Genomic DNA, 25,930 nt, shown 5'->3' with positions numbered 1-25,930 from the left:
GGATCCCGCCGTACTGGTCGAAGCGGATGTTGCGCATCTCGTGCCAGAAGCGCTCGTCGATCCACGCCCTGCGGGGCTCCGTAGGTTCGAGCTTCAGGTGCCCCCCTGCCGCCGTAGTCGCGGTAGCCGAAGTCGTGCTGCACACATGCGTCGTGGAACATCTGCCCGGCGGGCGGGCCCACCGCTGTGCAGCCGTCGGTCGGATACGGGGGCGACGACGGTGGCCGGTCCTCCCGCTCCCAGGGTGAGCGCGGGCGCTGAACCTAACGCTGCCTCAGGTGGTCCCTTGGAGTATTTCCGGAGTCGGCCGTACCGGGGGCCGTCTGCCGCGGCAGCTCGCGCCGGGTGCGCACCGGAGAGAGGAAGACGGGCAGAAAGGCGAGTGTCAGGCAACAACCGCCCACCCACAGAGCCGTGCGCACTCCGGCGAGTTCACCAATCAAGCCCGCCACGCCGGAGCCGATGGCGATCGCGCCGGTGAGCATGAAGCGGAAGGTGGCGTTCATACGGCCGAGGAGCGGATCGGGCGTCAGGCGCTGACGCAGGCTGACGCCGAGTACGTTGTCGAGGCCCATCTTGAAGGTGACCAGCAGCCATCCCGTACCGGCCAGCCAGAACCACGGGCCCCGGTCGATGAGTGGGATGACCAGCGCGGCCGGCGCCACACAGAGGCCGGTGAGGCCGAGGGCGCGGCCGTAGCCCAGGCGCCGTGCGATGGGGCGGGCGCACCGCGCGCCGAGGAAGATGCCGACCCCGCCCAGCCCCAGGTACAGGCCCAGCATGCCTGCGGACAGTCCGAGTTCGCGGGTGAACAGAATCGGCAGAAGAGTGTTCATGATCTGCGAGCCAAGATTGGTGAGGGTCGCGGTGAGCGCCAGGGCACGCAGTTCGCTGTTGCGGAGGACGTGCCGCAGCCCCTCCGCGATCTGTGCTCCCAGCCGGGCCCGTCGCTGCCCGGGGGCCGGTGAGCGCGCCGGTACGGGGCGGATGCCAAGGAGCCGTAGCGCCGAGGCGAGATAGAGCACGCCCATGCCCACCACGGCCACCGGTGCCGTAAGCAGTTGTACGAGTGCGCCGCCGGCGCCTCTGCCCGCCACATTGCTCGCGGCCTGGAGGGTCACCACCGCGGCATTCGCCTGCAGAAGTCCTTCGCGGCCGACCAGTTGCGGCAAGAAGCTCTGGGAGCCCACGTCGAAGAAGACCGTGGCGCAGCCGTTCAGCAGGACGACTGTGTACAACTGCCCGAACGTGAGGGCGTCCAGCGACCAGGCCACCGGCACCGACGCGAACAGGCCTGCCCGTGCCAGGTCCGCGGCGATCAGTATCCGGCGATGGCGCATCCGGTCCACCCAGGCCCCGGCGGGCAGGCCGATCAGGAGGAAGGCGACCGTGCTCAAGGTGGCCAGGAGTCCGACCTGGCCGGGGCCCGCATCGAGGGCGGACACGGCGATCAGCGGGACGGCCACATAGCCGATGTTGGTGGCCAGCTGACTGAGCGCGGTGGCGGTGAACAGCGTGCGGAAGTCGGGTACCCGCCAGGGGCTCTTTGTCGGCATGGCCGGTACGGTGCCAGGCGCCCAGATCCCGTACCAATGATTTAGCCTGTGCTGAATGGTGCAGGAGCGGCAGGCCGAAGGCGGCACGCTGGAGATCGTGTTCTCCGCCGAGGACGTGGCACGTACGCGCTTTGCCATCTCCCCGCTGTGGGAGGTCGTGGCCAGCGTGCGGGTGCTCAAGGGCGCTGACGAGCAGGGCTTGCACCGCCGGTGGGCCGAGCAGGTACGGCCGTTGCTCGCGGCCGCGAAGCTGGACCTCACCCCGCTGTTCTGTCTGATCGCCGTGCCCACCGTCTCCATCCCCGGCTTCCTCGTGCCGCCTCCCACCACCCCGCAGCCCTCACTGGAGGTGGAGCTGGCGGCGCTGCGGTCCACGCCGCCCGATCTGCTGCGTACGACCTCGCCGGGGGCCCAGGCGGGTGTCGCCGCGCTGCGCGAGGACCCGGAGCGCGGGCTCAGCCGACTGGCGGAGGTGATCGCCGCGTACTGGGAGGTGGCACTCGCGCCGTACTGGCCCCGCATTCTCACCCTGTTCGAAGGCGACATCCTGCACCGGGCCAAGCACTTCGCGGAAGGCGGTGCCGGGCGCCTTCTCGACGACCTCGACCCGCAGCTCACCTGGGAGTCGGGCGCCCTGCAGATGGCCCACCGTTGCACCCGTGGGGCACAGCGGCTCGACGGCCGAGGGCTGTTGCTCGTCCCCTCGGCTTTTGTCTGGCCGCGGATCTTCTCCAGCTTCGTCAGCGCGGACGGGCAACCCACCCTGCGCTACCCGCCGCAGGGCATCGGCACCCTGTGGGAGCAGCGTCCCCGGCCGCACTCCCCTGCCTTGGCCGGCGTACTGGGCCGCACTCGCGCCCTGCTGCTGGCCGAACTCGCGGCCCCTGCCTCCACCACGGATCTGGCGCGCCGCACCGGGCTTTCGCCGGGCGGCGCCTCCCAGCATCTGACGGCTCTGCACGCGGCGGGTCTGGTGAGCGCGCACCGCACCGGGCGGGTGGTGCTCTATGCGCGTACGGGCTTGGGAGAGGCGCTGGTGGTCGGCAGCTGACGTGCGCGGGCCTGGTCGCCGACGGGCTCGTACCGGCCCCAGCCGAGTACTGGCAACGCGCTGGAGGGAAGGGCAAGTCATCGCCCCTGGCCCGGCACCCGGCCTGCTGGTCCGTGACTTGCGCGCCCCGGACGCCCCGGACGGCCCGGACGGCCCGGCAGGCGTCCCTGTGTCACCGCCAGCACCGCTCCCACCAGGAGAATCAGCGCGCCCACCGTCTGGACGGCGCCAAAGGACTCGCCCAGGAAGACCGTGGCGCAGAAGGTGCCGAAGACCGGGACCATGAACATCATCACGGACGCGGACGCAGGTCCGACCGCGCCGACCCCCCGGTAGTAGAGGAGGTTGGCCACCGCGGCTGGGCCGACAGCCAGGAAGAGGACGTGCAGCCAGAACCCCGTCGGCAGCTCGCCCCAGCGCACCTCGCCGAGTTCGGGTGCGGCGTAGCCGGCGAGCAACACCGCCCCGGCGAGCGTCGCGTACGTCGTCGCGCGCAGCGGTTCGATGCCCGCCAGGACCCGTGGGCCGGCCAGGGTGTACGCGGCCCAGCAGACGGCGCTGAGGAGGAACAGCAGATCTCCGGCGAGCCGGGCCGAACCCGCGCCGGAGGCCGCCTCCGCTCCCGCGCCCAGGAAGAAGACCACCGCGCCCGCCACCCCCAGGCACAGCCCCGCGATCCGCGTGAGCGACGCCTGTTCCCGGCGGGTGACCAGCAGGAAGCCGGTGGTGAGCACCGGGCTCATCACCGGGATGATCACGCTGCCGTCCATGGAGGGCGCGAGCGCGAGACCCCCGAAGAAGCAGAGGTTGTACGCGAAGACGCCGAGGACCCCGGCGAGCGCGGCCCGCCCCCGGTCGCGTACCGACACCGTCCGGTCCCGTTTGCCGAATAGCCGCAGTGCCACCAGCAGGGCCAGTGCGCCTCCGCCGAAGCGGAGCAGCGCCGCGACGCCGTGCGGCACCTGTTCCACGACCACCTTCGAGCTGCTGAAGGCGCTGCCCCACAGCACCATGGTGGCCGTCAGCAGGAGGTACGGGTTGTCCTTGCCCCTGACTATGCCTGGGCCCGCGTCTGTGCCTGTGCCTGTGCCTGTGCCTGTGCTCATGAGGCGACCTTCGCGGACCGGGCCCTGCCCGTCTTGAACGCTGGAGCGGGACAATGGGCGGGTGGACACCGCGCGGAGCGCACAGAGCGGCGACGGCGACGGCTGGGCGCGCTACTGGCGCGACCCGGACCGCCCGCTGGAGGCCATGCACGCGCACTTCTTCCGGCACGTCTACCACCCGCACAGCCATGACGCGTACTCCTTCGGCATCACGGAGGCGGGCGCTCAGCGCTTCAGCTGCCGGGGCGCCGCGCACACCAGCGGTGCGGGCATGGTCATGGCATTCAACCCGGACGAGCCGCACGACGGGCAGGCCGCGGCCGAGCTCGGGTACCAGTATCGGATCGTCCATATCGGGCCCGACGTCGTACGCGAGGTGCTAGCGGACGCGGCTGGCGGACGGGCCGCGATGCCGCTGTTCACGGAGCCCGCGCTGAGTGACCCGGTGCTCCGGACCGCGTTGCTGCGGCTGCACAACGCGCTCGTCGGCGAGGCCGATCCGCTCGTGCGGGACGAGCGGCTGACCGCGACCGTCACGGCCATGGCCCGGCGTGGCGCCACCCGTCCGGCGCGGGTGCCCGAACCCGCGCCGGACGGCCGGGCCGCGCGGGCCGCCGCGCGCCGGGCTCGGGCGCTGCTGGACGAGGCGTACGCGGAGCAGATCCCGGCCGACCGGCTGGCCGAGGCCGCCGGGTGCAGCCGGTTCGCGCTGTACCGCGCCTTCCGAGCGGAGTACGGCATGTCGCCCAGCGACTGTCAGCGGCTGCTGCGGCTGCGCCGGGCGCGCGGACTTCTGGTGGGCGGCAGTTCGGCGGCGGACGCGGCGGCGGCGTCCGGGTTCGCGGACCAGAGCCATTTCCACCGCTGGTTCGTGCGCTGCTTCGGTGTGACTCCGGGCGCGTACCGCGACGCCCACCTGCCGGGACCCATCTTGACCGATCGTTCCAGATAGAGCTACGTTACGTCCGTGGCCAGGACCAAGGAATTCGATCCCGACGCCGCCCTCCAGTCGGCCCTTGAGCTGTTCTGGCGGCGCGGCTACGAAGCGACCTCGATGGCGGATCTCGTCGAGCACCTCGGCATCGGCCGCGCCAGCATCTACGCCACCTTCGGCAACAAGCACCAGCTGTACCTGAAGGCGCTGGACCGGTACGGAGAGTCGCGCGATCCGCGGATGCTCGGTGACCTGTCGCAGCCAGGCCCGGCGCTGCCCGCCGTGCGGGCGGTTGTGCGGCACTTCGCCGCCGAGTCCACCACCGAGGAAGTACGGCTGACCGGCTGTTTTGTCACCAACACCGCCGCCGAGCTGGGGCCCCACGACACCGAGGCCGCCCGCCGGGTCGAGCTCAGCTGGGAGCACGTCGAGACGCTGCTGCACTCCGCGCTGGTGCGCGCCCAGGCGCAGGGAGAGCTGCCCGAGACCCGGGATCCGCGCGCCCTCGCCCGGCTGCTGCTCGTACTGATGCAGGGCATGCGCGTCGTCGGCAAGGCGTCCAGCGACCCGTCCCGAATCCGGGACGCCGCCGAGCAGGCGCTGAGCCTGCTGGATTGATCACCGTCGCCCATGGCCCCATGGGGCTTCCTTGAGTCTGCCTCGATACTTGAACGATCGGTTCAGAAAGCGAGACTATGGGCACCGCCACGGTTGCCGGCACCACCCGCCCAGCCACGAGACCCGCCTTCGTACTCCTCGGCACCGTCCAGAGCACCCTGATCTTCACCCTCGCCTCGCTCTCCGTGCCCCTCCCCCGCATCGGGCGTGAATTCGCCCTCGGCCGCGCCGACTTGATCCTGCTCAGCGCCGCCTACGGACTGACCTTCGCCGGACTGCTCCTTTTCGGCGGGCGGCTCTCCGACCGCTACGGCGGGCGGCGCCTGCTGACCGCCGGGCTGCTGGTCCTCGCCGTCGCGTCCGCCGTCGCGCCCTTCGCCCCCGGCTACGGGACCCTGCTCGCCGCACGCTTCGCCCAGGGCCTGGGCGCGGCCCTCGTCGCGCCCGCCGCCATGGCCGTGCTCCGCGCACTGTTCCCCTCCCCCGCCGCGTACGGGAAGGCCATGGCCACCTGGGGCGGTCTCTCGATGCTCGGGGCGACGGCCGGGACCCTGGGGTCCGGGGTCATCTCGTCGCTCGCGTCCTGGCGTTGGAGCTTCGCCGTGCCGCTCGCCGTGACCGTCGCGGCCCTCACCCTGGCGCCCCGCCTGCTGCCGCCCACGCCACCCGCACCACTCAGGACGCAGCCCGCGCTCGACCTCCCCGGCGCCGTTCTCGCCACCGCCGGTATCACCCTGGCCAGTTACGGGCTGGTCCTCACCGACGCCCACCCCTGGGGCTCCGCCACCGTGCTCGTCCCGCTGCTGACCGGGCTCGCCCTGCTCGCCGCGTTCGTGCTCGCCGAGAACCGCGCCCGCGATCCGCTCCTGCCGCCCCGTTTCCTCCTCGATCGGCGGCGCGCGCTCGGGCTCCTCGCCATTGTGCTCACCGCCGCCGCCAGCGCGACGACCTTCGTGCTCCTCTCGCTCCACCTCCAGGAGGAACGGGGCTTCAGCGCCATCCAGACATCGGCCGCCTTTGTGCCGTTCGCCGTCGCCCTGATCGGCTCGGGCCGTGTCGCGGGCGCGCTGATCGGGCGGTACGGTCCGCGGGCCGTCACCGCCGGCGGGCTCTCCACGGGCGCGGCGGGCCTCGCCCTCCTCGCGGCCACCGGACTCGATACGCACATCCCGTACGCGTACGGGCTGCTCCCCGGGCTCCTCCTGCTGCCCGCCGGCGCGGCGGCCTCCTTCGCCGGGGCCGCGGTGCTCGCCACCGACGGGGTGCCCCCGGAGCGGACCGGGCTCGCGGGCGGCGTGCTGAACACGGCGATGGAGTTCGGCCCCACTGTCGTCTTCGCCGCCCTCCTCACCCTCGGCAGCGACGCCTCGTCCTTCGCGGCGACCGCCACCGCCTTCGTCCTCGTCTCCGTGCTGCTCAGTTTTAAGAAATAGCTCAGATAGCTATGCCTACATGTCTATAAGGGGAGTTGTCTTCATGTCCGCTCGCTTCAACGGCCGCACCGTCCTCGTCACCGGCGCCGGCTCCGGCCTCGGCCAGGCCATCGCCCTCGCCTTCGCCTCCGAAGGGGCCTCGGTCGTCGCCGCGGGCCGCAGCGCCGTCACCCTCGCCGAAACCGTCGCCCTGATCGAGAAGGCGGGCGGCACGGCCGCCGCCGTCACCGCCGACGTCTCCCGCTCCGACGACGTACGCGAACTGGTGCGGGCCACCGTCGGCCGCTACGGCACCCTCGACATCGCCGTCAACAACGCCGGGATCCTGCGCGGCGCGGGGCAGCCCGCGGGCGAGATCAGCGAGGAGGACTGGGACGCGGTCCTGCGTACCAACGTCACCGGCGTCTGGCTCGCCATGAAGCACCAGATCGCGCACATGGCACAGAACGGCGGCGGCACGATCGTCAACATCTCCTCCAACCTCGGCGCGCACATGCGCATCCCGAATCTCGCCGCGTACATCACCTCGAAGGCCGCCGTCTCCGCGCTCACCCGCGCCGCCGCCCTCGACCACATCCACCAGGGCATCCGCATCAACGCCGTCAGCCCCGGCGCCGCCATCGCGCCCATGTCGCTGCGGCCCGGCGAGAACGACGCCGACCGGATCGAGCGGCTGAAGTCCGAGAACCCGCTCGGCCGTGCCGCCGCAGCAGCGGAGATAGCCGCCGCGGTGCTCTATCTCGCCTCGCCGGACGCGGGCTCGGCGGTCGGCACCGACCTCGTCGTCGACAGCGGCTCTTCGGCCTGACCGTTTCGTAGGCTGGGTGGCTGCGGGCATGCAGCAGGTATCCCAGCGAGGAGCTGAGGCCATGACGGGCTGGAACACGAGCGACATCCCCGATCAGGGCGGACGTACCGCCGTGGTCACCGGAGCCAACAGCGGCATCGGGCTCGTCACGGCACAGGAGCTCGCCCGCCGCGGCGCGCGAGTGATACTCGCGTGCCGCAGCGAGGCGCGCGGCACCCGGGCCCAGGAGCGCATCCGACGCGCAGTGCCCGGCGCGGAGGTGGAGCTCGGGCTGCTGGACCTGGCGGACCTGGCCTCCGTACGGGAGTTCGCGGCCCGCTATCCGTACGAGCACCTCGATCTGCTCATCAACAACGCCGGGGTGATGGCGCTGCCGTACGGCCGGACGGCCGACGGCTTCGAGAGGCAGTTCGGCGTCAACCACCTCGGGCACTTCGCCCTCACCGGGCTGCTGCTGCCGAAGCTGCTGGACACGCCGGGCGCACGGGTGGTGAGCCTGTCCAGCGCGATGCACACGCTGGCCAATATCGACATGGGCGATCTCAACAGCGAACACCATTACCGCCGCTGGATCGCCTACGGCCGCTCCAAGACGGCGAACCTGCTCTTCGTGCACGAGCTGGCCCGGCGGCTGCGGGCTGCCGGGTCCGAGGTTGTCGCGGCGGCCGCGCACCCCGGCTACGCCGCCACCAACCTCCAGACCGCGGGCGTGAAGATGGAGGGCCGCAGGGCCGCGGAACGGATCGTGGGGTTCGGCAACCGGATCCTCGCCCAGTCCGCCGAGTCGGGCGCGCTGCCGACGCTGTACGCGGCGACCGCGCCCGGCGTGCGGCCCGACTCCTTCTCCGGCCCCCGCTTCCAGGGGTGGCGGGGCCCGCCCGCGCCGTCCTGGCGGGCCGGGTGGACACGGAACGATGAGGCGGGCGAGCGGCTGTGGGCGGCGTCCGAGCAGCTCACCTCGGTGACGTACGAAGCTCTCAAGGCCTGAGCCGGCTGGTGTCAGCTCTGGCCCTCAGCCGTGGCGGCCTCGACGTCCATCCACACGACCTCCCACAGGTGGTGGTCGGGGTCCTGGAAGGAGCGGCCGTACATGAAGCCGTGGTCCTGGGGCTCGTTCGCGGGGGAGCCACCGGCCGCGAGGGCCGCGTCGGCCATCTCGTCGACCTTCTCGCGGCTGTCGGCGCTCAGCGCGAGGATGACCTCGGTGGAGGTGGCGGCGTCCGCGATCTCCTTCTTGGTGAACTCCTTGAACCGCGGCTTCGTGAGCAGCATGGCGAAGATCGTGTCGCTGAAGACCAGGCACGCCGTGCTGTCATCGCTGAACTGCGGGTTGAAGGAGAAGCCGAGCTTGCTCCAGAAGGCCTTGGTGACCTCCAGGTCGTTCACCGGCAGGTTGACGAAAATCATCTGGGACATCGCTGTCTCCCTCACATGTTTGTCGGGCGTGCCCGGCGTGCCCGGCGTGGTTGCCGTAATTGGCGTTTCAAGAGGCTAGACCGCGGGGCCGCGTGAAACTCATCGGTCGTTCGGGCACTCATACTCGACCGCTGCGCGTCACTACTTGTTGAGCTCCTGTCAACTCGGCACTCTTAGATTCCGGATGCGCGCGACCCCACGGCGCCGACCGGCACCGTGGGGCGTTCACCCACCACCTGGAGTGACAAGTGGAACGTCGCAGCTTCCTGCGCGGAGCGGTCATCGGCACCTCGGCCGCCGCACTCGGCGGCACTCTGTGGCGCGGCGCCGCCGTCGCCGCCCCCGCCCAGCCGGGCGCCGGGCCCTACGGAGCCCTCCGGGCGGCCGACGCCAACGGAATCCTCCTGCCCAACGGCTTCAGCAGCCGGGTCGTCGCCCGCTCCGGCCAGCGGGTCGGCTCCACCTCGTACACCTGGCACAGCGCGCCCGACGGCGGCGCGTGCTACGTGGACGGCACCGGCTGGATCTATGTGTCCAACTCGGAGATCAACCCGTCCGGCGGCACGAGCGCGGTGCGCTTCTCCTCAACGGGCGCGATCACCGGCGCGTACCGGATTCTCTCCGCCACCCGGCAGAACTGCGCGGGCGGGACGACCCCGTGGCAGACCTGGCTCTCCTGCGAGGAGGTCGACCGGGGGTACGTCTACGAGACCGACCCGTGGGGCGTGAAGCCCGCGGTACGGCGCGACGCGATGGGCCGCTTCAAGCACGAGGCCACCGCCGCCGACCCCGTCCGCAAGGTCATCTATCTGACCGAGGACGTCACCGACGGCTGCTTCTACCGCTTCACGCCCACCACCTGGGGCGATCTGTCGGCGGGCAGGCTGGAGGCGCTCAAGATGGGCTCGGGCACCAGCGGGCCCGTCACCTGGGGAGTCGTCTCCGACCCGAGCGGCGCGTCGGCGTCGACCCGCGGCCAGGTCTCCGGCGCCAAGCGGTTCAACGGCGGCGAGGGCTGCTACTACGCGGACGACACCTGCTGGTTCACCACCAAGGGCGACAACCGCGTCTGGCAGTTCAACGCGGCGGCGCAGACGATCGAACTCGCCTACGACGACTCCCTGGTGAGCGGGGGCGGCGCGCCGCTGACCGGCGTCGACAATGTCACCGGCACCGCCTCCGGCGATCTGTACGTCGCGGAGGACGGCGGCTCCATGGAGATCTGCCTGATCACGCCGGCCGATGTCGTCGCGCCGTTCCTGCGGATCAGCGGCCAGTCGGGCTCCGAGATCACCGGACCGGCCTTCTCGCCCGACGGCACGCGGCTGTACTTCTCCAGCCAGCGCGGTACGAGCGGCTCCTCATCGGGCGGTATCACCTACGAGGTGACGGGGCCGTTCCGGGCGTAGCCGGCGGGCTCCACAACGGCGGCGCCGCCCCGCAGCAGGGCGGCGCCCAGCGGAGTGAGGGTGTGCAGCACGGCGTTGCCGTGGCGCAGCGTCACCACCAGGCCCGCGTCGCGCAGGACGGCGGCGTGCTGGCTGGCGGAGGCGAGGGAGACCCCGGCCCTGCGGGCGAGCTCGCTGGTCGTACAGCCGAGGCGGATGGCCTGCAGGACGGCGGAGCGGGTGTGGCCGACCAGCCGGCCCAGCGAGGGACCCAGCGAGGGGCCGCCCGCCTCGCTGAAGCCCGGCGCGCTGGTGTGGGCGGCGGGGTAGACCAGGACCGGCGGGAGCGTGGCGTCGCGGTAGACGACGGGTGTGCCGCGGCAGAAGAACGACGGCTGGAGCAGTAACCCCCGCCCGTCCAGGCGCAGGTCGCGGTCGACGGGATAGTCGGCCTCCAGGACCGGGGGCCGCCAGCGCAGCACCGGCGGCAGGGAGACGAGCAGTTCGTCCGCGCCGCCGTCGAGGAGCGCCCGTCCGCGCATGGCGCGGTCCGCTTCGACCCTGGCCTGGATGCGGGGCCAGTACGGCTCCACGGCGGCGCGGTGGTAGCCGCGCAGGGCCCCGACGAGCCGGGCGAGCGGCTCTCCGGCGCCTTCGGCGAGCGCGGTGAGCTGACCGTGCAGACGGCCGCCCGCCTTCGCCTTGCCGCCACCGCCGCTGCCACAGCCGCCGCTGCCGCCACCACTGCCGCCCCGCAGCCGGCCGTACGGCGCGGAGCCGGGGGGAGCCTCCGCGGCGGCCAGGCCGTCGACGGCGAGAGCGACTTCGGTGTGCAGCCGCGCGGGCGGTGTTGCGCGCAGCGCCTCCAGTCCCGCGTCCAGCCCTGTCTTTGCTTCCGGCGGTGTCAGAAAGTCCGGGAAATAGCCCCTGGGCGGCACCAGCGCGGCCAGCAGGCGTGTTTCATTATTCAACCGCGACCGCGTTTCCCGGCGCCATTGCCCGAAGGCGAGCGAGCCGCGTCGGTCCCGCAATCGGTGAAAACTCAGAATCGTTTCCCACAAAACATCCGGTCTACTCGCCATCCGCACTCTGGCGAGGTCGTCCCCAGTGAAATGGATACGTAGCACCGAACCCCCACTAGTTGCATCCGCAATCCCCTGATCACTGAGTATGCACGTCATCACAGGACGTTACCAGGGTGTTTCGGCCAGGGTTGAAACGCCTCGCGGGGTGGGGTGGAAACCGAAAGGCTGTACGACGCCGGGCAGGAAACCTTCTGCCTCCGGTGAACGTGCGAAGGCCGTGGGGGGCTTTGCACGTTCGGCGGCGGGCGGCAGAGGGTGCGGCTCCGTGCCCGGTACGGGTAATGGAGCGCGGCCCGCGGATGGGGATCCGCGGGCCGCGCTCCGCCCGTTCCTTACATGAAAACGGCGTGAAATCTGGCGGAAATTCACTTCCCCGAAAACGTCCGTAATTCAACAGGGATTCTGTCGAAAGCTGTGCCGGAAAGTAGAGTTCGCCGACCGAGTACTTCGCCGCCGGTCCTAGCGGGAGTCGCTGCCCGCCGCCTTCGCGTTCACCGCCGCCGCCCGCCCCGCCTCCAGCCGCGCCACCGGGATGCGGAACGGCGAGCACGACACGTAGTCCAGACCCACCTCGTGGAAGAAGTGCACCGACTCCGGGTCGCCGCCGTGCTCGCCGCAGACGCCCAGTTTCAGATTGGGCCGCGTGGCCCGGCCCGCCTCCACCGCGTCCCGTACGAGCTTGCCCACGCCGTCCCGGTCGATCGTCTCGAACGGCGAAACCCCGAAGATGCCCTTCTCCAGGTACGCGGTGAAGAAGCTCGCCTCCACGTCGTCACGCGAGAAGCCCCACACGGTCTGCGTGAGGTCGTTCGTGCCGAAGGAGAAGAACTCCGCGGCCTCGGCGATCTGGCCGGCCGTCAGCGCGGCCCGCGGCAGTTCGATCATCGTGCCGAGCGAGAGCTTCAGATCGACGCCGGCTGCCGCCTCGACCTCGGCGATGACCAGTTCCGCCTCGTCCCGGACGATCTCCAGCTCCTGGACGGTGCCCACCAGCGGGATCATGATCTCGGCGCGCGGATCGCTCTTGGCGTTCTTGCGCTCGGCGGCGGCCTCGGCGATGGCCCGTACCTGCATGGCGAACAGCCCCGGGATCACCAGCCCGAGGCGTACGCCGCGCAGCCCCAGCATCGGGTTCTGCTCGTGCAGCTTGTGCACGGCCTGGAGCAGGCGCAGGTCGTTCTCGTTGTGGTCCTTGCGCGCCTCGGCGAGGGCGACCCGTACCGACAGCTCGGTGATGTCCGGCAGGAACTCGTGCAGCGGCGGGTCGAGGAGCCGTACGGTCACGGGCAGCCCGTCCATCGCCTCGAACAGCTCGATGAAGTCCTTCTTCTGGAGCGGCAGCAGCGTGCGCAGCGCCTCTTCGCGCTCGTCGTCGGTGTCGGCGAGGATCAGCTTCTCGACCATCTCGCGCCGCTCACCGAGGAACATGTGCTCGGTGCGGCACAGGCCGATCCCCTGCGCCCCGAACCGCCGCGCGCGCAGCGCGTCCTCGGCGTTGTCGGCGTTGGCCCGTACACGCAGTCGGCGCACCCGGTCCGCGTACGCCATGATCCGGTGCACGGCGGCGACCAGTTCGTCGGCATCGTCGGCGCCCGCGTGCATCCGGCCCTCGAAGTACTCCACGACCGGCGAGGGCACGACCGGCACCTCACCGAGGTACACCTTGCCGGTGGAGCCGTCGACGGACACGACGTCGCCCTCCTCGATGACGGTGCCGTTCACCGTCATCCGTCGCCGCTTGGTGTCGACCTCCAGCTCCTCGGCGCCGCAGACACACGTCTTTCCCATGCCGCGCGCGACGACGGCGGCGTGCGAGGTCTTGCCGCCGCGGGAGGTCAGGATGCCCTCGGCTGCGATCATGCCGTCGAGGTCGTCGGGGTTGGTCTCGCGGCGGATGAGGATGACCTTCTCGCCCGAACGCGACCACTTGACGGCGGTGTACGAGTCGAAGACCGCCTTGCCGACGGCCGCGCCCGGCGATGCGGCGATACCGCGCCCGAGCAGCTTCGACCCCTTCTTGCCGTGGGCGGTCTCGTCGAAGCGGGGGAACATCAGCTGCGCGAGCTGCGCGCCGTTGACCCGCTGGAGCGCCTCGGCCTCGTCGATCAGGCCCTGGTCCACGAGCTGGGTGGCGATACGGAAGGCGGCCCCGGCGGTGCGCTTGCCGACGCGGGTCTGGAGCATCCACAGCTGGCCGCGCTCAATGGTGAACTCGATGTCACACAGGTCCTTGTAGTGCGTCTCCAGGGTCTCCATGATCTGCATCAGCTGGTCGTACGACGGCTTGTCGATCGTCTCCAGGTCGGCGAGAGGCACGGTGTTGCGGATGCCCGCGACGACGTCCTCGCCCTGCGCGTTCTGGAGGTAGTCGCCGTAGACGCCCTGGTGGCCGCTCGCGGGGTCGCGGGTGAAGGCGACGCCGGTGCCCGAGTCGGGCCCGAGGTTGCCGAAGACCATGGAGCAGATGTTGACGGCCGTGCCGAGATCGCCGGGGATGCGCTCCTGGCGGCGGTAGAGCTTGGCGCGGTCGGTGTTCCACGACTCGAAGACCGAGCAGATCGCCAGGTCCATCTGCTCGCGCGGGTCCTGCGGGAAGTCGCGCCCGGCCTCGCGGGAGACGATCTTCTTGAACTGCTTGACCAGCTTCTTCAGATCGGCGGCGTCGAGGTCGGTGTCGACGGTGACGTTCTTGGCGCGCTTGGCCTCTTCCAGGGCTTCCTCGAAGAGCTCGCCGTCGACGCCCAGCACGGTCTTGCCGAACATCTGGATGAGGCGGCGGTACGAGTCCCAGGCGAAGCGCTCGTCGCCGCCCGCCTGCTGGGCGAGCCCGGCCACCGACGCGTCGGAGAGGCCGATGTTGAGGACGGTGTCCATCATGCCCGGCATCGAGAACTTCGCGCCTGAACGCACGGATACGAGGAGGGGGTTGTCGGCCTGACCGAGCCGCTTGCCCATGGTCTGTTCCAGGGCGTCGAGGTGGGTGCTCACCTCGTCCCGCAGCGCGGCCGGTTCGTCGCCGGTGTCGAGGTAGACCTTGCACGCCTCGGTGGTGATCGTGAATCCCGGAGGGACGGGCAGCCCGAGGTTGGTCATCTCGGCGAGGTTCGCGCCCTTGCCACCGAGCAGGCCCTTGAGGTCCCTGTTGCCTTCGGTGAAGTCATAAACGAACTTCTGATCTTTGTTTTCCGACACGGGTCTCGACTCCTTGAGGCTCGGTGGCCTGCCCTGACGGCGAGGAACATACCCAGATCGAAGGTGCCTGGGTATATCCACCTGGACGTCATACGGCTGTAACCACCCGTCCGCCAGCAGATCGAAAGCGCACAGCGCGCAGGAAGGTTTAGCGCTTCAATTCAACCCCTGAAGGGAGCGATACGTACAGCGACGCGATGAGGCGGGATGGCGTACGCAGAGCCACGGAATGATCGATCATGTGAAGGTCTCCAAGGTGGCACTGAGTGCCAGCCTTTGAGAGGTGCACGCGCCCCCAAATCGCTCATGTGAGCGCCGCCCCTATCAAAGGTGGCGAGAATCACGCCGCCGTGCACGGCGAAATTCCAGCATCCGGACACCCTCAGGCGCCCTCAGCCACCGTCAGCCACCGGACGTGTCGAGCTCCGCTTCCGCCCCGACGCCCGCGCAGTCGTACGGATCCTTGAGCCAGCCGTCCGGCAGTACGACCCGGTTGTTGCCCGCCGTACGCCCACGGGGCCCGTCCGCGCCCACCGGCCACGACTGGTCCAGATCCAGCTCGCTCAGATGAGCATCCATTTCCGCCAGGGACGAGGTGATCGCCAGCTTCCTGCGCAGCTCCGAACCGACCGCGAAGCCCTTGAGGTACCAGGCCACATGCTTACGGAAGTCGATGACACCGCGTGCCTCATCACCGATCCACTCCCCCAGCAGTTCAGCGTGGCGCCGCATCACGACGGTGACCTCCCTGAGCGTGGGCGTCGCGTACGTGTCCGTGCCCTCGAAACCGGCCACCAGGTCGCCGAAGAGCCACGGCCGCCCCAGACAGCCGCGCCCCACGACCACCCCGTCGCACCCCGTCTCGCGCATCATCCGCAGCGCGTCCTCCGCCGACCAGATGTCGCCGTTGCCCAGCACCGGGATCTCGGGCACGTGCTCCTTCAGCCGGGCGATCGCGTCCCAGTCCGCCGTACCGCCGTAGTGCTGCGCCGCCGTCCGCCCGTGCAGCGCGATCGCCGTCACGCCCTCCTCGACCGCGATCCGGCCCGCGTCCAGGTAGGTGAGGTGATCGTCGTCGATGCCCTTGCGCATCTTCATCGTCACCGGCAGGTCGCCCGCGCCCGTGACCGCCTCGTGCAGGATCGCGCGCAGCAGGGGCCGCTTGTACGGAAGGGCCGAGCCGCCGCCCTTACGGGTCACCTTCGGCACCGGGCAGCCAAAGTTCAGGTCGATGTGGTCGGCCAGATCCTCTTCCACGATCATGCGGACGGCCTTGCCGACGGTCGCCGGGTCCACTCCGTAGAGCTGAATCGACCGGGGCGTCTCGGTCGCGTCGAAGTGGACGAGCTGCATCGTCTTCTCGTTGCGCTCGACCAGCGCCCGCGTCGTGATCATCTCGCTGACGAACAGTCCCTTCCCGCCGCTGAATTCGCGGCAGAGCGTGCGGAAGGGAGCGTTCGTGATGCCTGCCATGGGCGCGAGCACGACCGGGGGCTGTACGGCGTGCGGGCCGATCCGCAGCAGCGGAGACGGAGAGGAGATGGGCGTGGTCATGCACTCATTGTCGCGCACGGCGGGAGTCGTTAGTTATTCGTACTATCGACGTATGCCCGAGCTCACACATCGGCGGCGACTGCTCGTGCTGGCGATCTGCTGTATGAGCCTGCTGATCGTCAGCCTCGACAACACCATCCTCAATGTCGCGCTGCCCTCCATGCGCAAGGAACTGCACGCGTCCGTCGCCGGAATGCAGTGGACGATCGACGCGTACACCCTGGTCCTCGCCTCGCTCCTGATGCTCGCGGGCTCCACTGCCGACCGGATCGGGCGGCGCAGGGTCTTCCGGGCGGGTCTGGTCCTGTTCACCCTCGGCTCGCTGCTCTGCTCGCTGGCACCCAACCTCGCATCGCTCGTCGCCTTCCGCATGGTGCAGGCGGTCGGCGGCTCGATGCTCAATCCGGTCGCGATGTCGATCATCACCAACACCTTCACCGAGCCGCGCCAGCGCGCCCGCGCCATCGGCGTGTGGGGCGGCGTCGTCGGCATCTCCATGGCAGCGGGCCCGCTCATCGGCGGCGTACTGGTCGACTCCATCGGCTGGCGCTCGATCTTCTGGGTCAACCTTCCCGTGGGCGTGGCGGCACTGCTGCTCACCTGGCGCTACGTACCGGAGTCCCGCGCCCCCAAGGCGCGCCGCCCCGACCCCGTAGGCCAGCTCCTGGTGATCGCGCTCCTCGGCTCACTGACGTACGCGATCATCGAAGCGCCCATGGCCGGGTGGACCTCGCCGCTGATCCTGGCCTTCAGCGCGGTCGCCGTCCTCGCGCTGGCCGGACTGCTGCTGTACGAGCCCAGGCGTACCGAGCCGCTGATCGACCTGCGGTTCTTCCGCAGCGCGCCCTTCAGCGGGGCGACGGTCATCGCGGTGTGTGCCTTCGCCTCGCTCGGCGGCTTCCTCTTCCTCAACACGCTCTACCTCCAGGACATCCGCGGCCTGTCCGCCCTCCACGCGGGTCTGTACATGCTGCCGATGGCGGCGCTGACCTTCGTCTGCGCTCCCTTGGCGGGGCGGATGGTCGGCAGCCACGGGCCGCGCCTCCCGCTGCTGATCGCGGGCCCGGCCATGGCGGCGAGCGGAGTGCTGTTCGCCGTGTTCGAGGCCGAGACGTCCGATCCGCTGATGTTCACCGGGTACGTCCTGTTCGGTCTCGGCTTCGGCATGGTGAACGCGCCCATCACCAACACCGCCGTCTCCGGCATGCCGCGCTCCCAGGCCGGAGTCGCCGCCGCCGTCGCCTCGACCAGCCGGCAGATCGGGCAGACGCTCGGCGTCGCCGTCATCGGGGCGGTGCTGGCGGCGGGGGTGGCCGCCACCTCGTACGCCGAAGGCTTTGTGGCGGCGAGCCGGCCCGCCTGGTGGATCATCGCCGGGTGCGGAGTGGGCATCCTGCTGGTGGGGGCGCTGACCAGCGGCCCCTGGGCGCAGGAGACGGCCAGGCGCACCGCCGAACGGCTGGAGGAGCGGACCGGGGCTCAGACCTCGGAGAGCACGAACGCCTGAAGCTTCTCCAGGGCCGCACGGGATTCGTCGTCGCACGGCACGTACGCGATCAGGCGGGGCCCGGCCGCAGGGCCGAGCCAGAGGTTGGTGTGCTCCAGGCTCAACAGGCCGACATGCGCGTTACGGATCTGCTTGGTCCTGCCTGCCTGGCTCACCACCTCATGGCGCGCCCAGATCTCCCGGAACTCCGGCGATGCCGCCTCCAGCCGGCCCAGCAGCGCCTTCCAGGCGGGCTCGGCGAGATGTTCGGCCATCGAGGCGCGGAACTTCGCGGCCATGCTCCGGGTGGATTCGCGGAGGTCGGCGACCGACGCCCGCCAGTCGTCGTTGGTGAAGGCCAGGAGTATGCAGTTGCGGTCCTCGGGCGGCAGAGCGTCGAGGTCGCAGAACAGCCGTCCGTACGTGCGGTTGTAGGCGAGGATGTCGTACCGGCTGTTCAGGACGCAGGCGGGGACGGGTTCGAGCTGCTCCATCAGCTGCCGGAGCCCCGGGGTGACTGTCGCGCAGGAAGTGCCGGGCGCCGGGTCGACGGCTCCGGCCAGCGCGAAGAGGTGGGTGCGCTCGCTGGGGTCGAGGAGCAGGGCGCGGGAGATCGCGTCGAGGACCTGCGGGGAGACGTGGATGTCTCTGGCCTGTTCGAGCCAGGTGTACCAGGTGACGCCGACGGCGGAGAGCTGGGCGACCTCTTCGCGGCGCAGGCCGGGGGTGCGGCGGCGCCGGCCGCGGTCCAGGCCGACCTGTTCCGGGGTGATGCGCTCGCGGCGGCTGCGCAGGAAGGCGGCGAGCTCGTGCCGCCGTACGTCACTCTCGTCTGTCGTCGTCATTGTCGTCGTCATCGTCATGACTCCAGGGTGCAGAACGACTCAAACCATTGCCAGGTAGTGCTTGTACCAGGATAAAGACACTCTGGTACCAGGCTCTGCGGTGTCCCATCGTTGAAGACGTGACTGAAGCAACTGACGCAAAGGTCCTTACCCCAGATCCCGTCCCCACCCCCGTACGCGCCGCCAAGGACGCCTTCGCCGGGCCACGGCTCTCCACCCTCGGGCTGTTCACCGTACTGCTCGGCGCCGCGCTTCCGCTGATCGACTTCTTCATCGTCAACGTCGCCCTGCCCACCATCGAACACGACCTGGCCGCGGGCCCCTCGCTCCTGGAGCTGGTGGTCGCCGGGTACGGAGTCTCGTACGCCGTACTCCTGGTACTCGGCGGACGGCTCGGCGATCTGTACGGCCGCCGCCGCCTCTTCCTGGTGGGCATGGCCGGGTTCGGTCTCACCTCGCTGGCCTGCGGCCTCGCGCCCGACGCCTGGACGCTGGTCGGCGCGCGGGTGGCACAGGGCGCGGCGGCGGCGCTGATGATGCCGCAGGTGCTGGCCACCATCCAGGCGACGACGACCGGGCAGCGCAGGGCACGCGCCATGAGCCTGTACGGAGCGACAGCCGGCCTCGCGATGGTCGCCGGGCAGATCCTGGGCGGCGTCCTGGTCGCGGCTGACATCGCGGACACCGGCTGGCGGGCGATCTTCCTGGTGAACGTGCCGGTCGCGCTGATCGGCCTGGTGCTGGCGGCCCGCTCGGTCCCCAGTACTCGCGCGGCCAACCCCGCGCCCGTCGACGTACCGGGCACGCTGCTGCTGGCCGTGGCCCTGCTGACGCTGCTGGCGCCGCTGACGGAGGGCAGGGCGGCGGGCTGGCCGCTGTGGACCTGGGTCGCGCTGGCGGTGTTCCCGCTCGCGGCGGTGGCCTTCTACCTCGTAGAACTGCGCGCGGACCGGCAAGGGCGTACGCCGCTGCTGCCGCCGAGCCTGCTCGCCCTGACCTCGCTGCGGCGCGGCCTGGCGCTGGTGCTGCCGTTCTCGATCGGCTTCAGCGGCTTCATGTTCGCGGTCGCGGTGGCGCTGCAGCAGGGCCTGGGTCTGGGGGCGATCGCCGCCGGTATGGCGCTGGTGCCGATGGCGGTGACCTTCTTCGTGGCGTCGCTGGCGGGGCCGCGGCTGGTCGTGCGGTACGGGGCCAGGATCGTGACGGCGGGCGGGGTGCTCCAGGCGGTGGGCGTCGCGGTGCTGGCGCTCACGGTGTGGCACGGCTGGCCGGACCTCGGGATCGTGGACCTGCTGCCGGGCGTCGCGCTCGCCGGGTTCGGGCAGGGGCTCCAACTGCCGGTGATCATCCGGATAGTGCTCTCCGAGGTCCCGACGGACCGGGCGGGAGTGGGCAGCGGGGTGATGGTGACAATGCAGCAGTCCGCGCTGGCGCTGGGCGTGGCCACGCTGGGCTCGCTGTTCCTGTCGCTGGTCTCGTCGGCGGGGATGCGCCAGGCGCTGACGGTCACGCTGCTGGTGCAGCTGGGGCTGATCGCCCTGACGACGCTGCTGAGCCTGCGCCTGCCGCGCACCGTGCGGTGAAGCCTGAAGCCCCACCCGGACAGGACTGTGGGCCCGGACCGCGTGATGTACGCGCGGTCCGGGCCCACAGTCGTGATCAGGCCTGGTCCTCCTGCGGCGCTTCCGCGCTGCTGGTGCTGGTGCCCTCGGCGCGCTCGCGCATCTTGCGGAGCAGCTCCTGCTTCAGCTCGTCGGCCGTCTTACGGTCGGCGTTACGCGCGGGACCGTTGCCCTTCTGGTCGGCGCGGGACAGCTTCTTGCGCTGCCCGCCCACGCCGAGGAGGTTGTTTTTCTTGGCCATGGTGCTCTCCCATGTGGGGTGAGAAGTGACTGGGGAATCGTCAGATGGGGGCGGGGTGAGACCGCCGCCCTCTCACTCGTAGATCTGGAAGAACGAAGACATGCGATTGACGGTACCTCGCCGGCAAGCGGTCTCGGTACCGGTTTCCGGGCGCTTTCGCATCGGCGGGAGTGAGCTTCGGCTCAGGCGATGACTCAGGCGATGGCTCAGGCGATGGCTCAGGCGATGGCTCAGGCGGTGGGGTCCACCGTGGCCTGGTGTGCCTCCACCAAGTGCTCCTCGGCCTTGAGCCAGGGCAAGAACTGCGCCCCCTTGCGCCAGCCGCAGGTGTCGCAGCTCAGCGTCCGCTGCATGCCCGATTTCTGTACCTGCACGACGTGTTGGCGGCCGTGCTGGTCCCACCTGCTGACCTTGCTGGTCGTGATGGACGGCATCGGACCTCCTGGAGACGAATAGGCCTCAGTGTGCCGCATGCACAGCGCGGAAAGGCCGGCCGGGCTCAAGCCCGGCCGGCCTTTTGCTGCCTAGTGAACGATCAGCAGCCCAGCAGTCGGCTGCCCAGGTACCCCTGGATCTGGTCCAGAGACACCCGCTCCTGCTGCATCGTGTCGCGCTCGCGCACGGTCACCGCGTTGTCGTCCAGGGTGTCGAAGTCGACCGTCACGCAGAACGGCGTGCCGATCTCGTCCTGGCGGCGGTAGCGGCGGCCGATGGCGCCCGCGTCGTCGAACTCGATGTTCCAGTTCTTGCGCAGGTCGGCGGCCAGGCCCTTGGCCTTCGGCGAGAGCTGCGGGTTGCGCGAGAGCGGCAGCACAGCGACCTTCACCGGCGCCAGGCGCGGGTCGAGGCGCATCACGGTGCGCTTCTCCATGACGCCCTTGGCGTTGGGCGCCTCGTCCTCGTTGTACGCGTCGAGGAGGAAGGCCAGCATCGCGCGGCCGACACCCGCGGCGGGCTCGATGACGTACGGCGTCCAGCGCTCGCCCGCCTCCTGGTCGAAGTACGACAGGTCCGTGCCGGAGGCCTTGGAGTGCGCGGTGAGGTCGAAGTCGGTGCGGTTGGCCACACCTTCGAGCTCGCCCCACTCGTTGCCGCCGAACTGGAAGCGGTACTCGATGTCGGCGGTGCGCTTGGAGTAGTGCGAGAGCTTCTCGGCCGGGTGCTCGAACCAGCGCATGTTCTCCTCACGGAGACCCAGGTCGCGGTACCAGTTCCAGCGCTGCTCCATCCAGTATTCCTGCCACTGCTCGTCCTCGCCGGGCTTGACGAAGAACTCCATCTCCATCTGCTCGAACTCGCGCGTGCGGAAGATGAAGTTGCCGGGCGTGATTTCGTTCCGGAAGGACTTGCCCATCTGCGCGATGCCGAACGGCGGCTTCTTGCGGGAAGTCTGCTGCACCTGACCGAAGTTGGTGAAAATACCCTGGGCCGTCTCGGGCCGCAGATAGGCGACGGAGCCGGTGTCCTGGGTGGGGCCGAGGTGGGTGGAGAGGAGCCCCGAGAACTGCTTGGGCTCGGTGAAGGTGCCCTTGTTGCCGCAGTTGGGGCAGTTGAGGTCGGTGAGGCTCTCGGGAGCCTTGCCGTGCTTCTCCTCGTACGCCTCTTCCAGGTGGTCCGCGCGGTACCGCTTGTGGCAGGACGTGCACTCGGTCAGCGGGTCACTGAAGGTGGCCACGTGGCCGGAGGCCTCCCAGACCTCGCTGGCCAGGATCACCGACGAGTCGATACCGACAACGTCCTCGCGGGAGGTGACCATGTAGCGCCACCATTGGCGCTTGAGGTTCTCCTTCAGCTCGACACCCAGCGGCCCGTAGTCCCAGGCGGCTTTCTGCCCGCCGTAGATCTCACTGCACGGGTAGACGAAGCCACGGCGCTTGCTCAGGTTGACGATGGTGTCGATCTTGTCGGCGGCCACGGTGCTCTCTTCATTACGACGACGACGAACGGCGAATGCTTCAGGTTACCGGCGGGCGCACCCCCTGGATCAAATCGGTGGGCGGAAGGGACAAGGCGGGCCCTTTGTTGACAATCGTTTCCAGTTTTGTTGAAAATGACTGTCATGAACGTACGCCGCCTCATACCCACCGTCACCGCCGCGGGAGCTGTCACCCTCAGCCTCGTGGCTCTCTCCGCCTGCTCCTCCTCCAGCTCCGCCGACGACAAGGGGAGCGACGGCAAGCTGAAGGTAGTGACGTCGTTCTATCCGATGCAGTACCTCGCCGCGCAGATCGGCGGCGACCATGTCTCCGTCTCGACCCTCACCAAGCCGGGCGTCGAGCCGCACGACCTGGAGCTCACGCCCCGCCAGACCGTCGAGCTGAACGAAGCGGGCTACATCCTCTACCTCAAGGGTATCCAGCCCGCCGTCGACAAGGCCATCGCCCAGTCCGAGGCGAAGAACAAGGTCGACGCCGCCACGCTCACCAAGCTTGAGGTCCACGGTACCGAGGGCCACGACGACCACGCGGGCGAAGAAGAGGCCGGCGAAGAGGCCGGTCACGACGAGCACGCGGGCGAGGGCGAGGCGGGCGCCGACCCGCACATCTGGCTGGACCCGGTGAAGTACGCCGAGGTCGCCAAGGGCGTCGGAAAGTCGCTGGAGAAGGCCGACCCCGACAACGCCGCGGACTACCAGAAGAACACCACCGCGCTGGTCGCGAAGCTGGACGGGCTGAACCTCAAGTTCCAGCAGGGCCTGAAGACCACCGCCACCAAGACCTTCATCACCACCCACTCCGCCTTCGGCTACCTCGCCGAGCGCTACGGCCTGGACCAGGAGGGCATCGCGGGCATCGACCCCGAGTCCGAGCCCAGCCCCGCCCGTATCAAGGACCTCCAGGACGTCGCGAAGGCGGAGAAGGTCACCACGGTCTTCTTCGAGACCCTCGCCAGCGACAAGACCGCCAAGACCCTCGCCAAGGACACCGGCCTGAAGACGGACGTTCTTGATCCGCTGGAGGGAATTACGGACAAGTCCAAGGGCGCTGACTACATCGAGGTCATGGAATCCAACCTCGCGGCGCTGGAGAAGGCCCTCGGCGCGAAGTGACCTCGACCACCACGTACATCCCCACCCGGGAGACCTGACTCATGGAGCCCGTCATATCCGTCCGCGGGGCGCAGGCCACGCTCGGCTCGCGCCCTGTCCTGCGCGGCATCGACCTCACCGTCCAGCACGGTGAGGTCGCCGCCCTGCTCGGCGCCAATGGCTCGGGCAAGTCCACCGCCGTACGGGCCCTGATCGGTCAGGTGCCGCTCACCGGCGGCCGGATCTCCCTCTTCGGCACGGAGCTGCGCCGCTTCCGGCAGTGGGCGCGCATCGGCTACGTACCGCAGCGCACGACCGCCGCGAGCGGCGTGCCCGCGACGGTCCGGGAGATCGTCTCCTCGGGCCGTCTGTCGCGTACGAGACTGGGCCGGCTGACCAGGGCCGACCGGGCCGCCGTCGAGCGCTGCATCGAGCTCGTCGGGCTCGCGGACCGCGCCAAGGACTCCGTGGAAGCACTCTCCGGCGGCCAGCACCAGCGGGTGCTCATCGCCCGCGCGCTGGCATCGGACCCCGAGCTGCTGATCATGGACGAGCCGATGGCGGGCGTGGACCTGGCCAGCCAGGAGATCCTCGCCGGGACACTGCGCGAGCAGGTCGCGGCCGGTACGACGGTGCTGCTGGTGCTGCTGGTGCTGGGCGCGCTGGAGCCGCTGATCGACCGCGCGGTGGTGCTGCGCGACGGCTGCGTGGTGCACGACGGGCCGCCGCCGAAGGCGGTGGGGCAGCACGCGCTGCCCGGCCACGACCACGTACATCCGCACGCGGCCGACGAGCCGCTCCGCACAGGACTGCTGACCTAATCATGGACATGCTCGAATCCGCGTTTATGCAGCGGGCGCTGATCGCGGCCGTGCTGGTCGGCATCACCGCGCCCGCCGTCGGCATCTATCTGGTGCAGCGCAGGCAGGCGCTGATGGGCGACGGAATCGGCCATGTCGCGATGACCGGCGTCGGCCTGGGCTTCCTGCTCGCGACCAACCCGGTGTGGATGGCGACCCTCGTCTCCGTCATCGGTGCGGTCACGATGGAACTGATCAGGGCGTACGGGCGCACCCGCGGCGACATCGCCCTGGCGATGCTCTTCTACGGCGGCATGGCGGGCGGCGTCTTCCTGATCAACATCTCGGACACCGGCTCCACGGCGAATCTCAGCTCGTACCTCTTCGGGTCCCTGTCCACGATCGCCGACGAAGACCTCTGGGCGATCTCGATACTGGCGGCCTTTGTGATGCTGGTCTCGCTGGGGCTGCGGCGGCAGCTGTTCGCCGTCAGCCAGGACGAGGAGTTCGCGCGGGTGACCGGGCTGCCGGTGCGGGCGCTGAACCTGCTCATCGCGGTGACCGCGGCGGTCACGGTGAGCGTGGCGATGCGGATCGTCGGTCTGCTGCTCGTCAGCGCGCTGATGGTGGTGCCGGTGGCGGCGGCGCAGCAGGTATCCCGGTCCTTCCGCGCGACGTTCGCGGTGGCGGTGACAATCGGCGTGGCGGTCGCTTTGGCCGGAACCACCACGTCGTACTACCAGGACGTGCCGCCGGGGGCGACAATCGTGCTGCTGGCGATCGGCGTCTTCGTGGTGCTTACGGCGCTGGCCACGCCACTGGCGAGACGGCGGGCACGGGGCCGCCTGGCGGCGGCGGGCACGGAGTCCGTGCCCGGTTCGCCGGGTGCGCCCGGTGAGCCTCGGCGGCCGAGTGACGACGTCAAGGTCTGAGCACTGGCAATGAGCCGGGGCCTGAGCCTGACAGAATGGCCCGACAAACGTGCGGGCGAATCGAGGAGGCACCTGTGGCGACGGCGCCAACGGGCGGAAACGCAGCCCCTGCACCGGTGCGGGGCCGGTCGACCCGGCAACGCACCGCGGTAGCGGCGGCGCTCGATGAGGTGGACGAGTTCCGCAGCGCGCAGGATCTGCACGACATGCTCAAGCACCGCGGCGACTCGGTGGGCCTGACCACGGTCTACCGCACGCTGCAGTCGCTCGCGGACGCGGGCGAGGTGGATGTGCTGCGTACGAGCGACGGCGAGTCGGTGTACCGGCGCTGCTCGACGGATGACCACCATCACCATCTGGTGTGCCGGGTCTGCGGCAAGGCGGTCGAGGTGGAGGGCCCGGCGGTGGAGCAGTGGGCGGAGACGATCGCGGCGCAGCACGGGTACGTGAATGTGGCGCACACGGTGGAGATCTTCGGCACCTGCGCGGAGTGCGCGTCCGCTGCCGCGAAGTGACCAGGGGGCCTTTGTGGTCACCCGGGCCGTAGCGTGCGGGCCCCGCGCCCCCGGCACTCACAGCCTCGCCGGCGTTTGAGGCGCTGGGGGTCCCCCCACGCCCTCCGGGCGTAGGGGGAGGGTTCGGGGGCAGCGCCCCCGACACGGGCCCGGGGCCAACGGTGACGGCACCGCACTCGGGGTACGGGCCCGGCGCCTCAAGCCCCGCCGGCGATTGAGGCGCGGGGGTTCGGGGGCAGCGCCCCCGACACAGGCCCGGCGCCAACAGTGACGGCACCGCACTCAGCGCACCTAGCGCCGCCGCTGGGCAGCCGGGGCGT

General features: G+C 70.2%; 23 protein-coding genes. 13 read left to right on the top strand and 10 right to left on the bottom strand.

The window, feature by feature from the left end; genetic code table 11:
* Window positions 1-263: 263 nt before the first annotated feature.
* Window positions 264-1,556 carry an MFS transporter gene (locus ACIHCQ_RS10390; protein ID WP_399659931.1) on the bottom strand — a complete coding sequence of 431 codons (1,293 nt, stop codon included), beginning with the start codon at window positions 1,554-1,556 and terminating at the stop codon, window positions 264-266.
* A 55-nt stretch (window positions 1,557-1,611) separates the two neighbouring features.
* Between ACIHCQ_RS10390 and ACIHCQ_RS10385 the strand changes: the two genes are divergently transcribed.
* Entirely contained in the window at window positions 1,612-2,607 is a 996-nt protein-coding gene (locus ACIHCQ_RS10385) for an ArsR/SmtB family transcription factor (protein ID WP_399659928.1), read from the top strand.
* A 77-nt stretch (window positions 2,608-2,684) separates the two neighbouring features.
* On the opposite strand, the gene ACIHCQ_RS10380 is transcribed toward ACIHCQ_RS10385, so the two are convergent.
* Entirely contained in the window at window positions 2,685-3,713 is a 1,029-nt protein-coding gene (locus tag ACIHCQ_RS10380; protein WP_399659925.1) for a DMT family transporter, read from the bottom strand.
* A 145-nt stretch (window positions 3,714-3,858) separates the two neighbouring features.
* Between ACIHCQ_RS10380 and ACIHCQ_RS10375 the strand changes: the two genes are divergently transcribed.
* The 5 genes from ACIHCQ_RS10375 (at window position 3,859) to ACIHCQ_RS10355 (ending at window position 8,494) form a co-directional block, all read left to right on the top strand.
* Complete coding sequence (locus ACIHCQ_RS10375; RefSeq protein ID WP_399660056.1) at window positions 3,859-4,665, top strand: AraC family ligand binding domain-containing protein; 807 nt, start codon at window positions 3,859-3,861, stop codon at window positions 4,663-4,665.
* Window positions 4,666-4,680: 15 nt separating this feature from the next.
* On the top strand, window positions 4,681-5,265 hold the full coding sequence (locus tag ACIHCQ_RS10370) for a TetR/AcrR family transcriptional regulator (protein ID WP_399659923.1): 585 nt from the start codon (window positions 4,681-4,683) through the stop codon (window positions 5,263-5,265).
* A gap of 77 nt (window positions 5,266-5,342) precedes the next feature.
* Complete coding sequence (locus ACIHCQ_RS10365; RefSeq protein WP_399659920.1) at window positions 5,343-6,698, top strand: MFS transporter; 1,356 nt, start codon at window positions 5,343-5,345, stop codon at window positions 6,696-6,698.
* Window positions 6,699-6,741: 43 nt separating this feature from the next.
* Window positions 6,742-7,506: an SDR family NAD(P)-dependent oxidoreductase gene (locus tag ACIHCQ_RS10360; RefSeq protein WP_399659918.1), complete on the top strand. Its 765-nt coding sequence runs from the start codon at window positions 6,742-6,744 to the stop codon at window positions 7,504-7,506.
* 61 nt (window positions 7,507-7,567) lie between these two features.
* Entirely contained in the window at window positions 7,568-8,494 is a 927-nt protein-coding gene (locus ACIHCQ_RS10355; RefSeq protein WP_399659916.1) for an oxidoreductase, read from the top strand.
* 11 nt (window positions 8,495-8,505) lie between these two features.
* Here the strand turns inward: ACIHCQ_RS10355 and ACIHCQ_RS10350 are convergent, their stop codons facing one another.
* Window positions 8,506-8,922, bottom strand: a complete 417-nt coding sequence (locus ACIHCQ_RS10350) for a VOC family protein (RefSeq protein WP_399659913.1) — start codon at window positions 8,920-8,922, stop codon at window positions 8,506-8,508.
* 248 nt (window positions 8,923-9,170) lie between these two features.
* On the opposite strand from ACIHCQ_RS10350, the gene ACIHCQ_RS10345 reads away from it, so the two are divergent.
* Window positions 9,171-10,331: an alkaline phosphatase PhoX gene (locus ACIHCQ_RS10345; protein ID WP_399659910.1), complete on the top strand. Its 1,161-nt coding sequence runs from the start codon at window positions 9,171-9,173 to the stop codon at window positions 10,329-10,331.
* Here the strand turns inward: ACIHCQ_RS10345 and ACIHCQ_RS10340 are convergent.
* The 3 genes from ACIHCQ_RS10340 to dusB all read right to left on the bottom strand — a co-directional run bounded on the left by ACIHCQ_RS10340 (window position 10,301) and on the right by dusB (window position 16,141).
* Window positions 10,301-11,437, bottom strand: a complete 1,137-nt coding sequence (locus ACIHCQ_RS10340; RefSeq protein WP_399659907.1) for an ArsR/SmtB family transcription factor — start codon at window positions 11,435-11,437, stop codon at window positions 10,301-10,303. The two genes, ACIHCQ_RS10345 and ACIHCQ_RS10340, sit on opposite strands and share 31 nt — an antisense overlap.
* 417 nt (window positions 11,438-11,854) lie before the next feature.
* Window positions 11,855-14,587, bottom strand: a complete 2,733-nt coding sequence (ppdK, locus tag ACIHCQ_RS10335) for a pyruvate, phosphate dikinase (protein ID WP_399659904.1) — start codon at window positions 14,585-14,587, stop codon at window positions 11,855-11,857.
* A 402-nt stretch (window positions 14,588-14,989) separates the two neighbouring features.
* On the bottom strand, window positions 14,990-16,141 hold the full coding sequence (dusB, locus tag ACIHCQ_RS10330) for a tRNA dihydrouridine synthase DusB (RefSeq protein WP_399659901.1): 1,152 nt from the start codon (window positions 16,139-16,141) through the stop codon (window positions 14,990-14,992).
* Between the two features lie 52 nt (window positions 16,142-16,193).
* Between dusB and ACIHCQ_RS10325 the strand changes: the two genes are divergently transcribed.
* Window positions 16,194-17,648 (top strand): MFS transporter, encoded by a 1,455-nt coding sequence (locus ACIHCQ_RS10325; RefSeq protein ID WP_399659899.1) that lies wholly within the window; start codon window positions 16,194-16,196, stop codon window positions 17,646-17,648.
* On the opposite strand, the gene ACIHCQ_RS10320 is transcribed toward ACIHCQ_RS10325, so the two are convergent.
* Window positions 17,621-18,484, bottom strand: a complete 864-nt coding sequence (locus ACIHCQ_RS10320) for a helix-turn-helix transcriptional regulator (protein ID WP_399660053.1) — start codon at window positions 18,482-18,484, stop codon at window positions 17,621-17,623. The two genes, ACIHCQ_RS10325 and ACIHCQ_RS10320, sit on opposite strands and share 28 nt — an antisense overlap.
* Window positions 18,485-18,696: 212 nt before the next feature.
* Here ACIHCQ_RS10320 and ACIHCQ_RS10315 point away from each other — a divergent pair, with 212 nt between their 5' ends.
* On the top strand, window positions 18,697-20,055 hold the full coding sequence (locus ACIHCQ_RS10315) for an MFS transporter (protein WP_399660050.1): 1,359 nt from the start codon (window positions 18,697-18,699) through the stop codon (window positions 20,053-20,055).
* A 76-nt stretch (window positions 20,056-20,131) separates the two neighbouring features.
* On the opposite strand, the gene ACIHCQ_RS10310 is transcribed toward ACIHCQ_RS10315, so the two are convergent.
* From ACIHCQ_RS10310 to ACIHCQ_RS10300, 3 genes are all read right to left on the bottom strand, one after another.
* Window positions 20,132-20,335, bottom strand: a complete 204-nt coding sequence (locus ACIHCQ_RS10310) for a DUF6243 family protein (protein ID WP_399659896.1) — start codon at window positions 20,333-20,335, stop codon at window positions 20,132-20,134.
* A 230-nt stretch (window positions 20,336-20,565) separates the two neighbouring features.
* Window positions 20,566-20,769: a hypothetical protein gene (locus ACIHCQ_RS10305; protein ID WP_399659893.1), complete on the bottom strand. Its 204-nt coding sequence runs from the start codon at window positions 20,767-20,769 to the stop codon at window positions 20,566-20,568.
* 101 nt (window positions 20,770-20,870) lie between these two features.
* Window positions 20,871-22,250, bottom strand: a complete 1,380-nt coding sequence (locus ACIHCQ_RS10300) for a glycine--tRNA ligase (RefSeq protein WP_399659891.1) — start codon at window positions 22,248-22,250, stop codon at window positions 20,871-20,873.
* Window positions 22,251-22,394: 144 nt separating this feature from the next.
* Here ACIHCQ_RS10300 and ACIHCQ_RS10295 point away from each other — a divergent pair, with 144 nt between their 5' ends.
* The 4 genes from ACIHCQ_RS10295 to ACIHCQ_RS10280 all read left to right on the top strand — a co-directional run bounded on the left by ACIHCQ_RS10295 (window position 22,395) and on the right by ACIHCQ_RS10280 (window position 25,610).
* Window positions 22,395-23,384 carry a metal ABC transporter substrate-binding protein gene (locus tag ACIHCQ_RS10295; protein WP_399659888.1) on the top strand — a complete coding sequence of 330 codons (990 nt, stop codon included), beginning with the start codon at window positions 22,395-22,397 and terminating at the stop codon, window positions 23,382-23,384.
* Window positions 23,385-23,425: 41 nt separating this feature from the next.
* Window positions 23,426-24,184: a metal ABC transporter ATP-binding protein gene (locus ACIHCQ_RS10290; RefSeq protein WP_399659885.1), complete on the top strand. Its 759-nt coding sequence runs from the start codon at window positions 23,426-23,428 to the stop codon at window positions 24,182-24,184.
* 2 nt (window positions 24,185-24,186) lie between these two features.
* Window positions 24,187-25,095: a metal ABC transporter permease gene (locus tag ACIHCQ_RS10285; protein ID WP_399659883.1), complete on the top strand. Its 909-nt coding sequence runs from the start codon at window positions 24,187-24,189 to the stop codon at window positions 25,093-25,095.
* 74 nt (window positions 25,096-25,169) lie between these two features.
* Window positions 25,170-25,610: a Fur family transcriptional regulator gene (locus ACIHCQ_RS10280; protein WP_399659882.1), complete on the top strand. Its 441-nt coding sequence runs from the start codon at window positions 25,170-25,172 to the stop codon at window positions 25,608-25,610.
* Window positions 25,611-25,930: the final 320 nt, after the last annotated feature.

Origin of the sequence: Streptomyces sp. NPDC052236, from assembly GCF_044548015.1 — a bacterium.
Taxonomy (GTDB): Bacteria; Actinomycetota; Actinomycetes; order Streptomycetales; family Streptomycetaceae; genus Streptomyces.
The sequence above is the reverse complement of the archived record's forward strand: the minus strand, read 5'-3'. Positions and strand labels throughout refer to the sequence as shown.